The 15,919-nt window shown below is 37.0% G+C and carries 14 protein-coding genes; all 14 read left to right on the top strand.

Annotation, left to right across the window (positions count from 1 at the left end; all coding sequences use genetic code 11):
* The gene (locus tag QA584_RS23085) at window positions 1-684 is read left to right on the top strand and encodes a response regulator transcription factor (RefSeq protein ID WP_331487729.1); all 684 of its coding nucleotides are present in this window, start codon (window positions 1-3) and stop codon (window positions 682-684) included.
* 232 nt (window positions 685-916) lie between these two features.
* Window positions 917-2,428 carry a sensor histidine kinase gene (locus QA584_RS23080; RefSeq protein WP_278271454.1) on the top strand — a complete coding sequence of 504 codons (1,512 nt, stop codon included), beginning with the start codon at window positions 917-919 and terminating at the stop codon, window positions 2,426-2,428.
* Between the two features lie 457 nt (window positions 2,429-2,885).
* Window positions 2,886-3,524, top strand: a complete 639-nt coding sequence (locus QA584_RS23075; protein ID WP_278271453.1) for a DUF998 domain-containing protein — start codon at window positions 2,886-2,888, stop codon at window positions 3,522-3,524.
* A 634-nt stretch (window positions 3,525-4,158) separates the two neighbouring features.
* Window positions 4,159-5,202 (top strand): [FeFe] hydrogenase H-cluster radical SAM maturase HydE, encoded by a 1,044-nt coding sequence (gene hydE / locus QA584_RS23070; RefSeq protein WP_278275227.1) that lies wholly within the window; start codon window positions 4,159-4,161, stop codon window positions 5,200-5,202.
* A gap of 85 nt (window positions 5,203-5,287) precedes the next feature.
* Window positions 5,288-6,706 carry a [FeFe] hydrogenase H-cluster radical SAM maturase HydG gene (gene hydG / locus QA584_RS23065; RefSeq protein ID WP_278271452.1) on the top strand — a complete coding sequence of 473 codons (1,419 nt, stop codon included), beginning with the start codon at window positions 5,288-5,290 and terminating at the stop codon, window positions 6,704-6,706.
* Between the two features lie 541 nt (window positions 6,707-7,247).
* Window positions 7,248-8,018, top strand: coding sequence for a hypothetical protein (locus tag QA584_RS23060; RefSeq protein ID WP_278271451.1), 771 nt, complete (start codon window positions 7,248-7,250; stop codon window positions 8,016-8,018).
* Window positions 8,019-8,313: 295 nt separating this feature from the next.
* Window positions 8,314-8,601: a DUF2325 domain-containing protein gene (locus tag QA584_RS23055; protein ID WP_278271450.1), complete on the top strand. Its 288-nt coding sequence runs from the start codon at window positions 8,314-8,316 to the stop codon at window positions 8,599-8,601.
* A gap of 51 nt (window positions 8,602-8,652) precedes the next feature.
* On the top strand, window positions 8,653-9,084 hold the full coding sequence (locus QA584_RS23050; RefSeq protein ID WP_278271449.1) for a flavodoxin: 432 nt from the start codon (window positions 8,653-8,655) through the stop codon (window positions 9,082-9,084).
* A 439-nt stretch (window positions 9,085-9,523) separates the two neighbouring features.
* On the top strand, window positions 9,524-10,711 hold the full coding sequence (locus tag QA584_RS23045) for an anaerobic nitric oxide reductase flavorubredoxin (protein ID WP_278271448.1): 1,188 nt from the start codon (window positions 9,524-9,526) through the stop codon (window positions 10,709-10,711).
* A gap of 355 nt (window positions 10,712-11,066) precedes the next feature.
* A complete protein-coding gene (locus QA584_RS23040; RefSeq protein WP_278271447.1) occupies window positions 11,067-11,777 on the top strand; it encodes a Crp/Fnr family transcriptional regulator in 711 nt (236 codons plus the stop codon).
* An 81-nt stretch (window positions 11,778-11,858) separates the two neighbouring features.
* Window positions 11,859-12,464: a carbohydrate-binding family 9-like protein gene (locus QA584_RS23035; RefSeq protein WP_278271446.1), complete on the top strand. Its 606-nt coding sequence runs from the start codon at window positions 11,859-11,861 to the stop codon at window positions 12,462-12,464.
* Window positions 12,465-13,157: 693 nt separating this feature from the next.
* Complete coding sequence (gene ric, locus QA584_RS23030) at window positions 13,158-13,856, top strand: iron-sulfur cluster repair di-iron protein (protein WP_278271445.1); 699 nt, start codon at window positions 13,158-13,160, stop codon at window positions 13,854-13,856.
* A 55-nt stretch (window positions 13,857-13,911) separates the two neighbouring features.
* Window positions 13,912-14,142, top strand: a complete 231-nt coding sequence (locus tag QA584_RS23025; protein WP_278271444.1) for a DUF1858 domain-containing protein — start codon at window positions 13,912-13,914, stop codon at window positions 14,140-14,142.
* A 331-nt stretch (window positions 14,143-14,473) separates the two neighbouring features.
* The gene (locus tag QA584_RS23020) at window positions 14,474-15,703 is read left to right on the top strand and encodes a DUF438 domain-containing protein (protein WP_278271443.1); all 1,230 of its coding nucleotides are present in this window, start codon (window positions 14,474-14,476) and stop codon (window positions 15,701-15,703) included.
* The last annotated feature ends 216 nt before the right edge of the window (window positions 15,704-15,919 follow it).

The following is a 15,919-nucleotide window of genomic DNA, read 5'->3' as shown; positions in this document are numbered from 1 at the left end:
ATGATGCAGACGGTGTTAATAATCGAGGATGAAGTGGAACTGGCGGAAATTCTGGGAGATTATCTGGAAGTGGAAGGTTACGCCGTACAAATCGCATTTGACGGAGAAAAGGGTTTGGAACTTTTTGAAATCTGCAAGCCGGATATGGTTCTTCTTGATATTATGCTTCCAAAACTGGACGGAATGGCGGTATGCAAAAAGATACGTGCAACATCGGAGATTCCCATATTAATGCTGTCTGCAAAAAGCGGGGAGATGGATAAAGTCATATCCTTAGGAATCGGTGCCGACGATTACGTAACCAAGCCTTTTAGCCCATTGGAACTGGTGGCAAGAGTGAAAGCCCATTTAAGACGGTATCATAAGTCAGCTCCTGTTATAAAGGAAGATGGGCTTACGGTGGGGAAGCTGATTTTACATAAGGAAAGTTATACGGCTAAAGTCGGTGAAGAAGAACTGGAACTGACTACGAAAGAGTATGAGGTATTATATTTCTTTGCCAGCCACTTAAACCAGGTATTTACCAAAGAACAGATTTATGAAAATGTGTGGGGAATGAATGAGTATGGCGACATCAGCAGTGTGGCTGTTTACATAAAGCGGATACGGGAAAAGTTAAATCTTTACCGGCTGGATTATATTAAAACAGTATGGGGTGTGGGATATAAGCTGTCGGTTACTTAATAGTAATAGTTAATTTGGGAGTTTGAAATTCAATTCTGCACATCGTTTGGATTTCCAGCCCAGCGATGCATTTCGGTGCGGCTTGCTTCAGGTCTGTTTGAAATATGCTGGTGTTAAGGTATATTTAGTTTAGTGTATGATTCGAGAGTCAAAAGCCCAATTTAGTGTTATGAATGAATACAGATTATAGTTTAACCTTATGACTTTGAGTTTAACTATAAATGGAGAAGGTATGAAGAACCGGACGATTTTAAGAAAAGAAATAGTAATTCATGCTGTTGTCATATTTTCGCTGATTATCTCTGTCTTTATAAGCATAAAACGCTTTTATGCTTATAAAGAATTATCCTTTTATAATCAGGCTAGAATTCTGGCAGCAGATGAATTAAGGGTTATAGAAGAAGAGGTTAATATATCGGCTGGGAATTTTGGAGCCAATAAGGCATCGGAGAAACTCAATAACAGTAAAGAGCAGTCAGCAGATTCAACAGGTTTGACTGCAATAAAATTTTATCCCTATGTTATTCTGGATTTAGAAGGAAAAGTCTTAACGGATTCCAAAGAATTTAAGTTAAAGAAGGGTGATTATGTTAACTTAAAAGAAGTAGTTCAATTTGATAATAGCTTTTACCAGCAGAATAAAAAAGATATCCGTGCAGCCTTTTTACTGGAAGGCGATAAAAAAGGGATAAGCCAAGGTTCCTTAGAGGGAAGGCGGGTTTCAGGGTTTGTCCTGTTTTTAATTCCAAGAGATGATATAATCGGGAAAAGCGAAGCAGATTTACTTATTTCAATCTATCTACCGGTACTGACTGCAGTCTTTTTGGCTGTTCTTTTATTCCTTTACCATGCGGTTTATATGAAGAAACATATAGTAACCCCCATGAAGGAAATCAGCGACTCTGCCCAGGCGATTCTTTTAGGAAATTATGATATTCCCGTTGTTAACATCCATGGAAATAACTTAAATCATAATGAAGTGGATGAATTGACCTATGGCTTTGAATTAATGAGGGATAAATTAAAAGAGAATAAAGAGAAGGAAGATCAGCTAAAACGTTCTCAAAAAGAGCTTATTTCCTGCATCTCCCACGATTTAAAAACTCCAATTTCAACAATAAAAGCGTATACCGAGGGGTTAAGGGACGGTTTGGCAGATACACCCGATAAGAAAAAGAAGTATTATGATATTCTGATCAAAAAAGCGGAACTTTTAAATCATATGATAAGTGATTTACTGGAACACTCCAATGCGGAACTAAACGAATTAAAGATAACAAAAACGGAGCATTACTTTCTGGAATATATTGGTAAGCTTGAAAAAGACGTAAAAGAGCTGGTGGAACAAAGAGGTTTTATCTTTGACTGGGAAAACAAGGTGCCGGATATATTAGTATCCATGGATGAAAACCGTATTACCCAGGTTATCACCAACCTGATTGATAACAGTATGAAATACACAAAGCCCAAGGGTGGATTTATACGGATTAAGACGGAATATGACAGTGCAAATCATGAGGTTATCATCTCGGTGAAAGATAACGGAAACGGTATCAGTACCGAGGATGCCCCTTATGTATTTGATTTGTTTTACCGTGCTGAAAAATCAAGGACTATGAGTATTCCAGGCTCCGGTCTTGGACTATCCATCTGCAAATATATTATTGAACAGCATGGCGGAACCATAAGTTTAAACAGCAAGTCAGGTGAAGGAACGGAATTTGTATTTTGTATAAAAGAATAAAAGTTAAAGGGTTTAATACTATTTCAAATTCTTAATTTTTCCTATATAATTAAGTTGTGTTTAGATAGTTAAGGTTAAAGGGTGTAACATTCATTTATAATATATTAAGAATAACTTGTATACTTATGATAATCGACCGACGTATTGATAATCGACCGGCATATTGATGATTGGTATACGAATTATATTGATATAAGTAGGATAATTGGTCTACATATTGATAATTGGTACACGAATCATAAGTGATATACATAGGATAATTAGTCTGTATATTGATAATTGGTATACAAATTATAATTGATATACATAGGATAATTAGTCTACATATTGATAATTGGTATACGAATTATAATTGATAAGTAGGATAATTGGTCTACATATTGATAATTGATATACGAATTATAATTGATAAGTGAGAGAATCGGTATACTTAGGAAAATTGAAAGGAAGCAGATTCATGAAATTAGAAAAATACCTTATGCCCTTTGGCATGATAGGAACAGTTACTTATTTTATACATACAACGCTGGGCAGAATCCTTTGGAAGGAATATAATCCGATTACAACGGATATCAGTTCCCTTACGGCAGATGGAGCACCGAATGCAGAACTGCTGCGGGTATTTACTTTTATATATGGAATCTGCTCCCTGCTTTTTGTATTGGGAATGGTCATAAAAGCATTCCGCCGTTATAACCGATTATTAAAAATTGGTTTTATCATTATGCTTATTATGCAGTTTACCTCTGTTATAGGCTACAGCAGTTTTCCATTGACCAAAGATAAGACCGTTATGAACTTTCAGAATAGGATGCATATTATTATAACAGTAATTGTTATATTTACAACAATTGCTTCCGCCTTCTTCCTTGCATTCGGCTATCTGAAAGAAGAGGGAATGAAAAAGTTTGGAACCTTCACTCTTGTTACAGCTATACTCATAACCTTATTCGGAAGCCTGAATCCCATAACCATGTCGATGAAATTAAATGTTTTGGGATTAACAGAAAGACTGGTTATCTATACCTTGCAGATATTCATATTTACCCTGTCTTATCTTAATACCTTAATTTACCCAACAGATAACTACTACTAGTAAATAATTTCATCAGTAAGAGCTAAGGCACAACGAAACATCTGTAATTGTTAGTAAATAAACAAAATCTTGGGTTTTATAAAGCTTTAAAGATAATAATTATTAATTAGCCGGATGTCGAAACGAGGCAGAATTTAAAGTGGGTACGATATTTGCTATTTACTTCAAAGAAAAATGGGTGTATAATTGGAATAGAAAGTTGTTAATAAAATAACAAAGCCTGCTGAGTAGTAATGAAAAATTATCAATAGATAATAGTTAAGAATAGATAGCTGATAATTAATTATTAAAAACTACCAGCCAATAACTAATAACAAAGCATATAATAACAAAACATATAACAACAAAATAACTAATAACAAACAACAAAGAAACCACTAACAATTATTAAAAATTAATACATTAAATAATGTCGTGCTGAGCACAAGGGTACGTCCCGAGTGAAAAGGCGAGAGAATAGTATGATAGACCAGATATGATTTATATTATGGTTTGTTTTTCTGTCCTTGTACCTTTAACCGGGTGCAGGGATTTTTTTATTTCACAGGTAGTGTAATGAATCACCTATGTAAGTTCAACATCAGACCGGCCCCTTGTTAAGCCCATAAGAAAGTGAGTAATCCAGATGCCAAACATGAAATCATTGATTGACACCTTAGAAATCAAAGGAACCCTATCCAAAGAAGAATTTGTAGAACTGTTATCCGGGTATACAGAGGAAGATACAGAATATGCCAGGGAAAAAGCAGCGAAAACAGCAAACCAATATTTTGATAATAAAGTCTATACCAGAGGCTTAATCGAATTCACAAATTACTGTAAAAATGACTGTTACTACTGCGGAATCCGCCGCAGCAATACCAATGTAGTGCGATACAGACTATCAGATGAAGATATCCTATCCTGCTGTGAACAGGGTTATGAATTGGGGTTCCGGACCTTTGTCTTACAGGGAGGGGAAGACCTGCGCTATTCCGATGAGGATATGATTCGTATTATTTCTTCTATAAAGAAGAATTATCCGGATTGTGCCCTGACCTTATCCATCGGTGAAAAAAGCTATGATTCCTATCTTGCCTTTTATAAGGCAGGGGCAGACCGTTATCTGCTGCGCCATGAAACTGCTAATGAAGAGCATTACAGAAAACTTCATCCGGCAAGTCTAAGCTTACAGGTAAGGAAGCAGTGCCTAAGAGACTTAAAAGCCATTGGCTATCAGGTAGGTACCGGGTTTATGGTGGGGTCACCTTATCAGACGGCAGATAATCTGGCAGAGGATCTTTTATTTATTAAGGAATTATCACCGGCAATGGTAGGAATCGGACCATATCTGCCCCATCACGACACACCTTTTGCAGAGGAAAAGCAAGGTTCTATGGAACTGACGCTATTTTTAATCAGCATTTTACGGCTAATGATACCCAATGCCTTGATTCCGGCAACAACCGCCCTCGGAACAATTCATCCACTTGGAAGGGAAAAAGGTATTATGTCCGGTGCCAACGTAGTAATGCCCAATTTATCCCCTGTATCGGTTAGAAAACAGTATGAACTCTACGACAATAAAATCTGTACCGGAGAAGAAGCCGCCGAATGCCGGTTTTGCCTCCAGAACAGAATGCATCAAATCGGCTATGAAATCGTAACCGCCAGAGGAGATTTTGTACCTCTGCAATAGGAATAAACACACTAATTATGAGACGAATACCGGTTGAGAACGAAATCCGCGTTGCCTCGATTTTTCAATAGAAAGGATAAGAAAAATGTATAATATATTATCAAAGAAAGCAGAAGAATTTATTGACGATGGAGAAATACTGGAAACCATAAACTATGCCAGGGAAAATAAAAGCAATCGTACCCTGATCTCTGAAATTATCGAAAAAGCAAGGGCTATGAAAGGTATTACCCACCGTGAAGCAGCAGTTTTGCTGGAATGTGATTTGGATGAAGAGAATCAGAAGTTATACCAGCTCGCCAAAGAAATCAAGGATAAATTTTATGGTAACCGTATTGTTATGTTTGCGCCTTTATATCTCTCCAATCATTGTGTAAACGGCTGTGTATACTGTCCATACCATTATAAAAATAAACATATATCCAGAAAGAAATTAACCCAGGAGGAGATTCAGGAAGAGGTAATCGCACTGCAGGATATGGGTCATAAGCGGCTGGCCTTAGAAACAGGGGAAGACCCGGTCAACAATCCCATTGAGTATGTTCTGGAGAGTATTAAGACCATCTACTCTATTAAACATAAAAACGGTGCGATCCGCCGTGTCAATGTCAACATAGCCGCTACAACGGTGGAAAATTACAGAAAGTTAAAAGAAGCGGGTATCGGTACTTATATTTTATTCCAGGAGACTTATCACAAGGAAAATTATGAGAAGCTCCATCCCACCGGACCGAAGCACAACTATGCTTATCATACAGAAGCCATGGACCGTGCCATGGAGGGTGGAATTGATGATGTAGGAATCGGTGTATTATTTGGTCTGAATCTGTACCGTTATGATTTTGTAGGCCTTTTAATGCACGCAGAGCATTTAGAAGCAGCCATGGGTGTGGGTCCCCATACCGTAAGTGTTCCAAGAATCCGTCCGGCAGATGATATTGATACCGATGATTTTAAGAATGCCATTTCTGATGATATATTTGCTAAAATAGTAACAGTTCTTCGAATTGCGGTACCCTATACCGGAATGATTATATCTACCCGTGAATCCCAGAAAACCAGAGAAAGGGTGCTGGAACTTGGAGTTACCCAGCTAAGCGGAGGTTCCAGAACCAGTGTAGGCGGGTATGCCGAGGAGGAAACAGAAGATGATAACTCCAAGCAATTTGACGTAGAAGATAAACGAACCCTTGATCAAGTGGTTAATTGGTTATTGAATTTGGGCTTTATTCCTAGTTTTTGTACGGCCTGTTACCGTGAAGGCAGAACGGGCGACCGTTTTATGACCCTAGTAAAATCCGGGCAGATAGCTAATTGTTGTCAACCTAATGCGTTAATGACCTTAAAGGAATATCTCGAAGATTATGCAAAACCTGATACAAAACAAAAAGGAGAAGCAGTAATCCAAAAAGAAATGGAACATATAACGAATGAAAAAGTCCGTGGCATTGCCAAGGGATATCTTACCCAGGTAGAGGAAGGAAAACGGGATTTCAGGTTCTAAGTACTTGCCGCTAAGGTTCTTTAAAGTATTTGATTTTATGAACGAAGTTAGTTGCCTGATTTTTATTATTTGGGATTGGGATAGTAAAACTGCACTATCAACGATTTGGATATAGTCTTTATAAATATAGATAATGGAGTTATGAAAGCGGATATGGAGCTTTTGTAACTCCGTTTTCTTTTTTTTATTTAATTGCATTCTAGTTTTTCAAATAATAAATGACTCGGGTAATGGCAGAAGCAGTGAAAGATGTCTTAATTGAAAAAGGATCCTAAAGAACTATGATACATTAACTCAAAAAAGAGTTTGGTAATAAAAAAATAAAACATTTTAAGATTGCAAGAAAGTATGTTAAAATAATTAATGTGACAATTGGATACGTGAATAACATAATTGGAATCCTGTTGATTTATCATCAAAAGACGATAAATATTTATTTTTTACAATACATATTATTACGTGGCGGTGGATGGGGACGGTCCCGTCCGCCATGGAGGTTATGAATCAGGGAATTAATAAAAACTAAGGGGAGGTAAAAAAATTGAATATTAAGAAACTCCTGGTCTTTGGAACCATAGCGGGTCTGTTTCTGACCGGCTGCACAGCAGAAAAAATGAAAGAAGATGAAAAGTTGAAAGGGAAAGATAAGCAGGTAAATTCACAGCAAACAGCAGAAAAAGGACCCTTAGCAACAAAAGACTTTATAAGAAAGACATTTCAACTTACGGAGGAAGAGGTTGATAACTATGAGGTGGAGGATCTGATCTCTTATTATCAACTGACAGAAGAATATTTCCTGGAAGAAAAACATAATCTAAAGAATTTATCAAGTATAACCATCGTGTTAAAGTTTTTACAGAAACAAATGCGGAAAGCGAAGGAAGAGAATGAGTATGACTTTACTTATTTATTAAAAGGGGAAGAAGTTAAGGGAGATTTACCAGATATGGAAACAATACAGTATTTAACAGTTTCTGATCAGACTGGTACCGGAGGAACCTCTTTTTTAATCGACTTTGATGAAAATATGATTTATGACTCCTACTATAGTGCCAATTTGTACAGCGATATACGAAAAGCAGATAAGGAAACTGCGTTATCAGAGAAACAAAAAGCTGATATTATTAAGGCTTTGCAGGATGCCAAAATCTGGAAATGGAAATCTATGTATTCAGCTAAAAGTGATGTTGGGTTAGAAAGCTGGTGGCACCTGGGAGTAGAGTTTAAAGACGGTACAATTGCATCTTTTAGCGGTGCCGGAAAAGTACCGGACAATTATGATACGTTGGAGGAAGTTTTGTATAAGCGTTAAATTTTTTATTAAACTGTGTTTTGAAGAGGCTGTAAGCTAAGTTTTAGTAGTAACAGCCTCTACTTTTATGTAAAAAATATTTTCTTCACGTAAAAATATTTATTTCATGTAAAAATAGTTACTGTTTCACCTTATGGAGAGAATTGTTATTCTTATCCTTATTTTCTGATATTCCTACCCATTTAATAATAATTATCATTAGAATAAAAAAAGCTTGCCTAAAAATCCAGGTATGTGGTATTCTATAATCAATAAATGAGAATGAAAGTCAATCGCAATAAGAAAGAGGTGAAATATGAGTATTGTTATAGTCGGAGGACATGACAGAATGGTCTGTACATATAAGGAGATATGCAAACAGCATAAGTGTAAGGCAAAAGTATTTACACATATGCCCGCCAACTTTAAGACCATGGTAGGAAAACCGGATTTGCTGATTTTATTTACGAATACAGTATCCCATAAAATGGTCGTATCCGCCCTGCAAGCAGTGGAAAAGGAAAATACAATTATTGAAAGATGCCATACCAGCAGTGCGTGTGCCTTGAAAGATATACTATGTGAATATTGTAAAGCAGTTTGACTTTCATTTAACAACTGACAGTAATAGATTAAATTTTTAAGGAGGTTTCATATGAGCAAGATAATGATTGTATACTGGAGTGGTACCGGTAATACCAAAATGATGGCAGAACAAATCGGGAAAGGTGTCCTTTCAGAAGGCGGAGAAGCTGAGGTTTTAGAGGTATCAGGAGTTAAAGCAGAAGCACTAAAAGAGGTACCGGTATTTGCCTTAGGCTGCCCTTCCATGGGAGATGAAGTATTAGAAGAAGGAGATATGGAACCATTTGTAGAAGAACTGGAGAGGTTTGTGTCCGGTAAAAAGATTGGTTTGTTTGGTTCCTATGGCTGGGGTAATTGTGAATGGATGAGAGACTGGGAAGAGCGTCTTAAGAAAGCAGGTGCACAAATAGTAAATGGTGAAGGGATTACCGTACTTGGTGAACCGGATGCTGAGACACTAGAGAACTGCATGATACTTGGGAAAAGCCTGGCAATGTCCTGAATTGATAAGGTCTAACGGCAGATAAGCTGATCGCATTGGGACTGCCATAGTCTGAAGGATTCGAAGTGAGGGTTTACATATAATATACCATATAGCAGAGGCTGGTTGGGAAATCTTGATTGAGATAGCAATAACATGTCAGCCAAGCTAAAGTATATAGATTAGCCGGCAGAACCAAAGGGGGTTCGCTGTCTGAGGGAAAACAGGGATTACCAGAATGAATTGGTAATCCCTGTTTTCAGTCTATTTATCTGCATATTGCCTTCTCGTAGTAACAGTAAATAAATAGTACTACCCAGTTATTTCACCTGGATTAAAAATCGGGTTTCCTATCTGAGTGCCTGAAATGATTGAAGCGAATAAAAATGTGATTTGAATCATAGTTTAGAAAACCCTAAATTGGTATACTATAAGCAAATAAAGTTTGGAGGTAATCAGTATGGCAAAGAAATTAACGGATAAAGTAACCTGGGTAGGTAAGGTAGATTGGGAATTAAAAAAATTTCATGGTGAAGAATATTCGACCCAAAAGGGATCGTCTTATAATTCTTATCTGATCAGAGATAAAAAAACAGTATTAATCGACACAGTATGGCAGCCTTTTGATAAGGAATTTGTATCCAGGCTGAAACAGGAAATAGACTTAAAAGAAATCGATTATATTATAGCAAACCATGGAGAAATTGACCACAGCGGAGCACTTACAGAACTCTTAAGGGAAATACCAAATACTCCGGTGTATTGTACTGTCAAAGGCGCTCAGATATTAAAAGGACATTACCATGAAGACTGGAATTTTGTAACGGTAAAAACCGGGGATACCTTAGACATCGGAGAAAATAAACTTATTTTCATAGAAGCTCCTATGCTTCACTGGCCTGACAGTATGTTTACTTATATGACCGGCGAAAATATCTTATTCAGCAACGATGCCTTCGGTCAGCACTTTGCCACCGAATCCCTATACAATGACAAAATAGATAATGGTGAGCTTTATGCAGAAGCCCTGAAATACTATGCTAATATCCTAACCCCTTTTAGTGCTCTGGTAATTAAGAAAATACAGGAGATCCTAAAATTTAACCTGCCGGTAGACTTAATCTGTCCCAGTCACGGTATTATATGGAAGGACAATCCGCTCCAAATCGTTGAACAGTATATGAAATGGGCAGATGCTTACCAGGAGAATCAGATAACTATCATTTATGATACCATGTGGAATGCTACAAGAAAAATGGCGGAAGCCATTGCAGCAGGAATCAGGGAAGCGGATAAATCTATAACAGTTAAAATTTTTAATTCCTCAAAGGAAGATAAAAATGATGTTATAACCGAGATATTTTGTTCCAAAGCAATCCTTATAGGTTCCCCTACTGTAAATAATGGCTATCTGCACTCCTTAGGCGGTCTTCTAGAAATGGTAAAAGGACTTAAGTTTAAGAAGAAAAGCGCGGCAGCCTTTGGCAGCTATGGCTGGAGTGGTGAGGCAGTAAAACAGCTTAACGAAGAACTTAATAAATGCGGATTTCAGGTTATAGATGAAGGACACCGTGCTCTTTGGGTACCGGACGAGGAAGAACTGACACAATGCAGGGAATATGGGAAAAAATTTGTTGAGAGTTTATAGACGGTTAAATGAACGATTTGCAATATGTTATTTCAATTGATTTCTTATAGAGTGTGAATGAACTTCATAGGTATTCCCTAAGAAAATATATTTCCGTATAAAAGACTTATATGGCGGGGAATACCTTTTTACAGGATATGCAAAGAGAAAGATATATCAAACCAGAAAATTGGAGTTTTTATACGTGAATTCTGTTTTTGCTTGTATTAATGTTCTATTGGGGGTACAAACAGTAACAATAAACTTAATAATTCAAAATATAAGAACAATATATATTACAAAATATAAGAACAATATATTTGACAGGTTATTATGGAAATAATAAAATGTAAATAAAAAAGGAGCTTCCACTTTTATGACAGAAACAAGCCAATGTATCCATTGTTCCAATAAGTTATGCATTCATAAAGTCCCAATATTCTCAGGCTTGAACCATGAGGATATGGTTAATATATCGAAATGGATTGAACATGTGGAATTTAAAAAGGGAGAAGCAGTCTTTCAGATTGGTGATAAACTGGATTCCATCATTATTATCAATGAGGGAAGTGTGAAGGCTTATAAGTATACGGCAGAGGGACGTGAACAGATCTTGTATGTATTTTCGGAAGGGGACTTTTTCGGGGAACAGTATTTATTAAGCAGCCAGACAGCGGCGTATACGGTGGAAGCCCTATCTAAAGTTAAGGTATGCATGCTTACAAAATCACGTTTTACCCAACTGCTTCATCACGATCCGGACATTGCTATAAAACTCATTGAGGAACTTGGAACCCGGATGGCTAGACTGGAAAATACCATGCAAAGCATGGGAGTTCGAAGTGTGGATGCAAGGATTAGTACACTTTTACTGGATTTCTCTGCAAAATACGGAAAAGCTGTGCCCGAAGGAATCCTGGTACGCCTGCCCTTAAGCCGTGAGGGCATGGCAAATTATCTTGGAATAGCAAGAGAAACCGTAAGCCGCAAGCTAGGACAGATGGAGAGCGATGGTATTATCCGTTCCGTCACGAATAAGGCACTTTTGATTTTAAAGGAACCAGCTTTGCAAGAAATGGCTGATTGATGGTATTGACCTGACATAAACCTAGTATAAGTCATATAAATAAATGGAAACGTAAAACCAGAGAGGGGAGTACAGGTAGATATGAATGATTATAAAGTACATACAATAACAGACTTAGAACAGTTGGAGGAATGCGAGAAGTTCTGTATCGACCAATACCAGTGGGTAGATGGGGAAAAACCAGAAGCTTATGGAAGAATGGGACTGTTAGAGGGCTATGGTCTGGTCATCTTAATGACTGCGGCAGAGAGTAACCCTTTAAGAACCTTCACTAAGGATAATGACCCTGTTTATGAGGACAGTGCGATGGAAGCATTTATTAACCTTTCTGCGGATGGTACAGGACAAAGTTACTTGAATTTTGAGATGAACGCAAATGGAGCCATGTTAAGCCAGTTTGGCACATCAAAAGATCGGGAATTTATTACTTATAATAAGGAACTAAAAGCTGTATGTGAAGTAAACCTAAAAGAAAATTCCTGGAGTGTCCTGCTTAAGATTCCTATGGGATTGATTGTAGGATTCTTTGGCAGAGGACCCTTAAAAGCCGGTGACAGCTTTACCTGTAATTTCTATAAGGTATGCCAAAAACCGGGGTTTGAGCATTATGGCAGCTTTGCTCCAATTGACAGCGAAAAGCCGAATTTTCATCTGCCGGAGTTCTTTCAAAGGGCAGTAATTATATAATCCTGTATCAGTTCGGGGAAATGTTATTGGTTTAGGGGAGGTATCAGGCATAAGGCATTGATACCGATCCGCCAACGTTCTTGCATAATGTCCATTATTCAAGTTCGAAGAAAAAACGAATTGAAAAGCCAACCTTACTTTAGAAAACAAATAGTTGGCAAAAGTGATTTAGTTATTTTCCTCTTCACATCTTTGATGTCTTCAAGTATATAGTTGTCTTCAAGTATATTATTGTCTTCAAGTATATTATTCTCTTTTACTGATGTTAGCATATCTATTATTTTTTATAACTATATTTAATTCTGGATTTTGAAATAAGTATAGATAACTCTGTTTATCCACGATACCTATTCTTAATATTCTTCTACATTTTTCGTTATATTACTCTCGAATAGTTTTAATAAAATTTCAACAGCCGCAGATTTAACCCGAAAGCTCTCTGGCTCTTTCAAACAAAAGTTTGACGAACATCGTTTATATATAAATTTTGTCCCCCTCATTCGAAAAACAAAATTAATCTTTTAGTACTTGAATCCTGTCATTCAAAAAACCATATTTTTACTTTGGACTAGATATAGGTCTCCAATAATTTGATTTGAATCACAGAAATCTCATTCGTTTAAAGTTATACTGATTATAACAAAAACAAATGCAAAAACAAAATCAAATAACATCAACCAGGGAGGAATTAATATGAATTTATTGGATAAAAATATAAGTATTGGTCAAGTGGTAACGGCAGTTCCAAAAGCGGCACAGATATTTCAAGAATTTGGAATTGATTATTGCTGCGGTGGTCACAGACCTCTTATAGAAGTAGTAGTAAATCATAAAATAAATAAATCAGAACTTTTTGAATGTCTGGATCAGGCAATAGCCGACAGACAATCAGAATATGAAGTTTATAATAACCATTTTGATAAAATGAGTCCTGCAGTCCTATCAACTTATATTGAGGACACCCACCACAGCTATTTGAGAAGAGAATTACCGGAGATAGCGGACTTATTAAGTACCATTGTCAGGGTCCATGGCAGGAACCACAGGGAACTGTATGAAGTGAATCAATTATTTGGCAGATTGAAAACGGAGTTAGAACAGCATTTATTAAAAGAAGAGACACTTCTATTTCCCATATTGGATACCACTAAGGACAATATGGAGGAAATCAAATCCTTAACGTCCGAAATTATTACAGAACATGAAGCAGCAGGTGAAATTTTACGCAGCTTAAGAGAAGTTTCAGGAGATTATACCTTACCGGAGGATGCCTGCAATACTTTTAAGAAGGCTTATTCCTCCCTGGTGGAATTAGAACAGGACCTCCATCAGCATATTCATCTTGAAAATAATATTCTGCTTAAAAGTTATTCTGATCGGGGAACAATTTAAGTAGCTGGCAAAAAGTTAACCCTGAACCCAAAGTGGCAGGAAAGGAAGGATTATTATGCAGGAGAAAGTAATCAATCTGAAACAATCCGTGTATGAAATATGCAGTACCAATTCCGAGGCAGCAGAAATACTATCAGAAATAGGTTTTGTAGACATTACAAAGCCAGGGATGCTTAAAACTGCAGGAAGGTTTATGACCATTCCAAAGGGTGCGGAAATGAAAAAAATTGATATGGATACTGTCAGGCAGGCATTTCTAAGGAGAGGATATAAAATAACAGAGTAATTTCATAAAAGTGGCAATGAAACGTTGTAATACCAAATGGATAGCATCAAACCAGAAATAGTCCAAACCAGAAAAATACAAAAACGAATTAGTAAACAACAAAGCAATATAAAAAAGAATGCAAGACAAAGCAATAATCCTTAATAGAATAAATTCAGGAGGAATTAGTGTGAAATAAAACATTTCACACTTCTTATTTGGGCAGTATCGCAAGCAAGCTTGCGATATGCATGGGAATTAGGTTGAAAAATAAATTTTTCAACCGCAAGTTTGTGCTTGCGCACCACAAACTTGGTATGCGCAAAGAGCGTGCGCAAGAAAAGAGGTTACTATGAGTGAAAGTATCAATAACAGGGAATATCGCCAAAAGGTAATTAAGCAGGTAATAGCCAAACTTCATGAAGGAAAAACCGTAGATGAAGTAAAACAGGAATTTGAAGAAGCCTTTAACGGAGTTTCTGCTTCTGAAATATCCGAAGCAGAAGCAGCATTAATTTCAGAAGGGTTACCCGTGGAAGAAATCCAGCGTCTTTGTGATGTCCATGCGGCTGTGTTTAAAGGCTCCATCGAAGAGATTCACCAGCCCACAGATCAAACCCAGATACCGGGACATCCGGCCAATACCTTAATACGGGAAAACAGAGCCATTGAAAGAATCATAGAAAAACAGGTAAAACCCTATGTGGAAAAGATGAAAGACACAGAAGATCTTTTAGCACTTAAGGAGGGACTTAATAAGTTATCTCAGATTGATTTGCATTATCTTAAAAAAGAAAACCTGCTGTTTCCCTATATGGAGCAGTATGGTATTACTGCTCCCCCTAAAGTAATGTGGGGGGTGGATGATGAAATCAGAGATGCACTAAAAGAAGTTAAGACTGCCTTAATTAAGTTAGAACAAGCTAAGGACTCAGGAAAACAAGACAGGGAGGCTTTAAAGGAAAACCTCGAAGCTTTACTGGAAAAAGTAAAAGAAATGATTTTTAAAGAAGAAAATATACTGCTCCCAATGTTACTCGAAACCCTTACCCAGGATGAATGGAAAAGGATTGCACAGGAGGGCGGGGAAATCGGATTTCTGGTTGAAAAAGTACCGGAATGGAATCCGACCGCTGAGTACCAGGAAGAAATAAAAGAAGAAAAAAAGGAACCTGGGATTATTACGTTCCCTACGGGGGTATTAAGAACCGAGGAACTTATCCGGTTACTCGATACCCTGCCCTTTGATATTACCTTTGTCGATAAAGATGACGTGGTAAAATATTTCTCCCAAAGTGCGGAGAGAATCTTCCCCCGGACCAAAGCAGTAATCGGACGGAATGTTTCCAACTGTCATCCACCGGCAAGTGTCCATATCGTAGAACAGATTGTAGCAGATTTTAAGAGCGGCAAGAAAGACCATGAAGATTTTTGGATCAGAATGGGAGATAAATTTATCCTCATCAGGTATTATGCCGTACGAAGTGAAGCGGGTGAGTACCTGGGAGTATTGGAAGTAACCCAGGATATTAAGCCAATTCAAGAGATAACTGGGGAGAAGAGACTGGTATCACAGGAATAGTATATTAATAGTATTCATACCTTGGTTAAAATATCCAGTAAGTTAATGTAAGCATGTACAAAATTCAAAAAACAGAGTATAATCATCGTTAGAAAGTATATAAATAACATCATGAAAATGCCTTATGAAAGTACCTTATAAAAATCCTATGCAAATACCTTATGAAAATACCTTATGAAAATACCTTATGATATATTTACAGATACAATAAATCAG

Source organism: Anaerocolumna sp. AGMB13025, from assembly GCF_029689925.1.
GTDB lineage: Bacteria > Bacillota > Clostridia > Lachnospirales > Lachnospiraceae > Anaerocolumna.
The sequence above is the reverse complement of the archived record's forward strand: the minus strand, read 5'-3'. Positions and strand labels throughout refer to the sequence as shown.

Excerpts from the sequence above, each read along its gene's own strand:
- QA584_RS23085 (WP_331487729.1), top strand. The coding sequence starts at position 1 with ATGATGCAGACGGTGTTAATAATCGAGGATGAAGTGGAACTGGCGGAA.
- QA584_RS23080 (WP_278271454.1), top strand. The coding sequence starts at position 917 with ATGAAGAACCGGACGATTTTAAGAAAAGAAATAGTAATTCATGCTGTT.
- QA584_RS23075 (WP_278271453.1), top strand. The coding sequence starts at position 2,886 with ATGAAATTAGAAAAATACCTTATGCCCTTTGGCATGATAGGAACAGTT.
- hydE (WP_278275227.1), top strand. The coding sequence starts at position 4,159 with ATGAAATCATTGATTGACACCTTAGAAATCAAAGGAACCCTATCCAAA.
- hydG (WP_278271452.1), top strand. The coding sequence starts at position 5,288 with ATGTATAATATATTATCAAAGAAAGCAGAAGAATTTATTGACGATGGA.
- QA584_RS23055 (WP_278271450.1), top strand. The coding sequence starts at position 8,314 with ATGAGTATTGTTATAGTCGGAGGACATGACAGAATGGTCTGTACATAT.
- QA584_RS23050 (WP_278271449.1), top strand. The coding sequence starts at position 8,653 with ATGAGCAAGATAATGATTGTATACTGGAGTGGTACCGGTAATACCAAA.
- QA584_RS23045 (WP_278271448.1), top strand. The coding sequence starts at position 9,524 with ATGGCAAAGAAATTAACGGATAAAGTAACCTGGGTAGGTAAGGTAGAT.
- QA584_RS23040 (WP_278271447.1), top strand. The coding sequence starts at position 11,067 with ATGACAGAAACAAGCCAATGTATCCATTGTTCCAATAAGTTATGCATT.
- QA584_RS23035 (WP_278271446.1), top strand. The coding sequence starts at position 11,859 with ATGAATGATTATAAAGTACATACAATAACAGACTTAGAACAGTTGGAG.
- ric (WP_278271445.1), top strand. The coding sequence starts at position 13,158 with ATGAATTTATTGGATAAAAATATAAGTATTGGTCAAGTGGTAACGGCA.
- QA584_RS23025 (WP_278271444.1), top strand. The coding sequence starts at position 13,912 with ATGCAGGAGAAAGTAATCAATCTGAAACAATCCGTGTATGAAATATGC.
- QA584_RS23020 (WP_278271443.1), top strand. The coding sequence starts at position 14,474 with ATGAGTGAAAGTATCAATAACAGGGAATATCGCCAAAAGGTAATTAAG.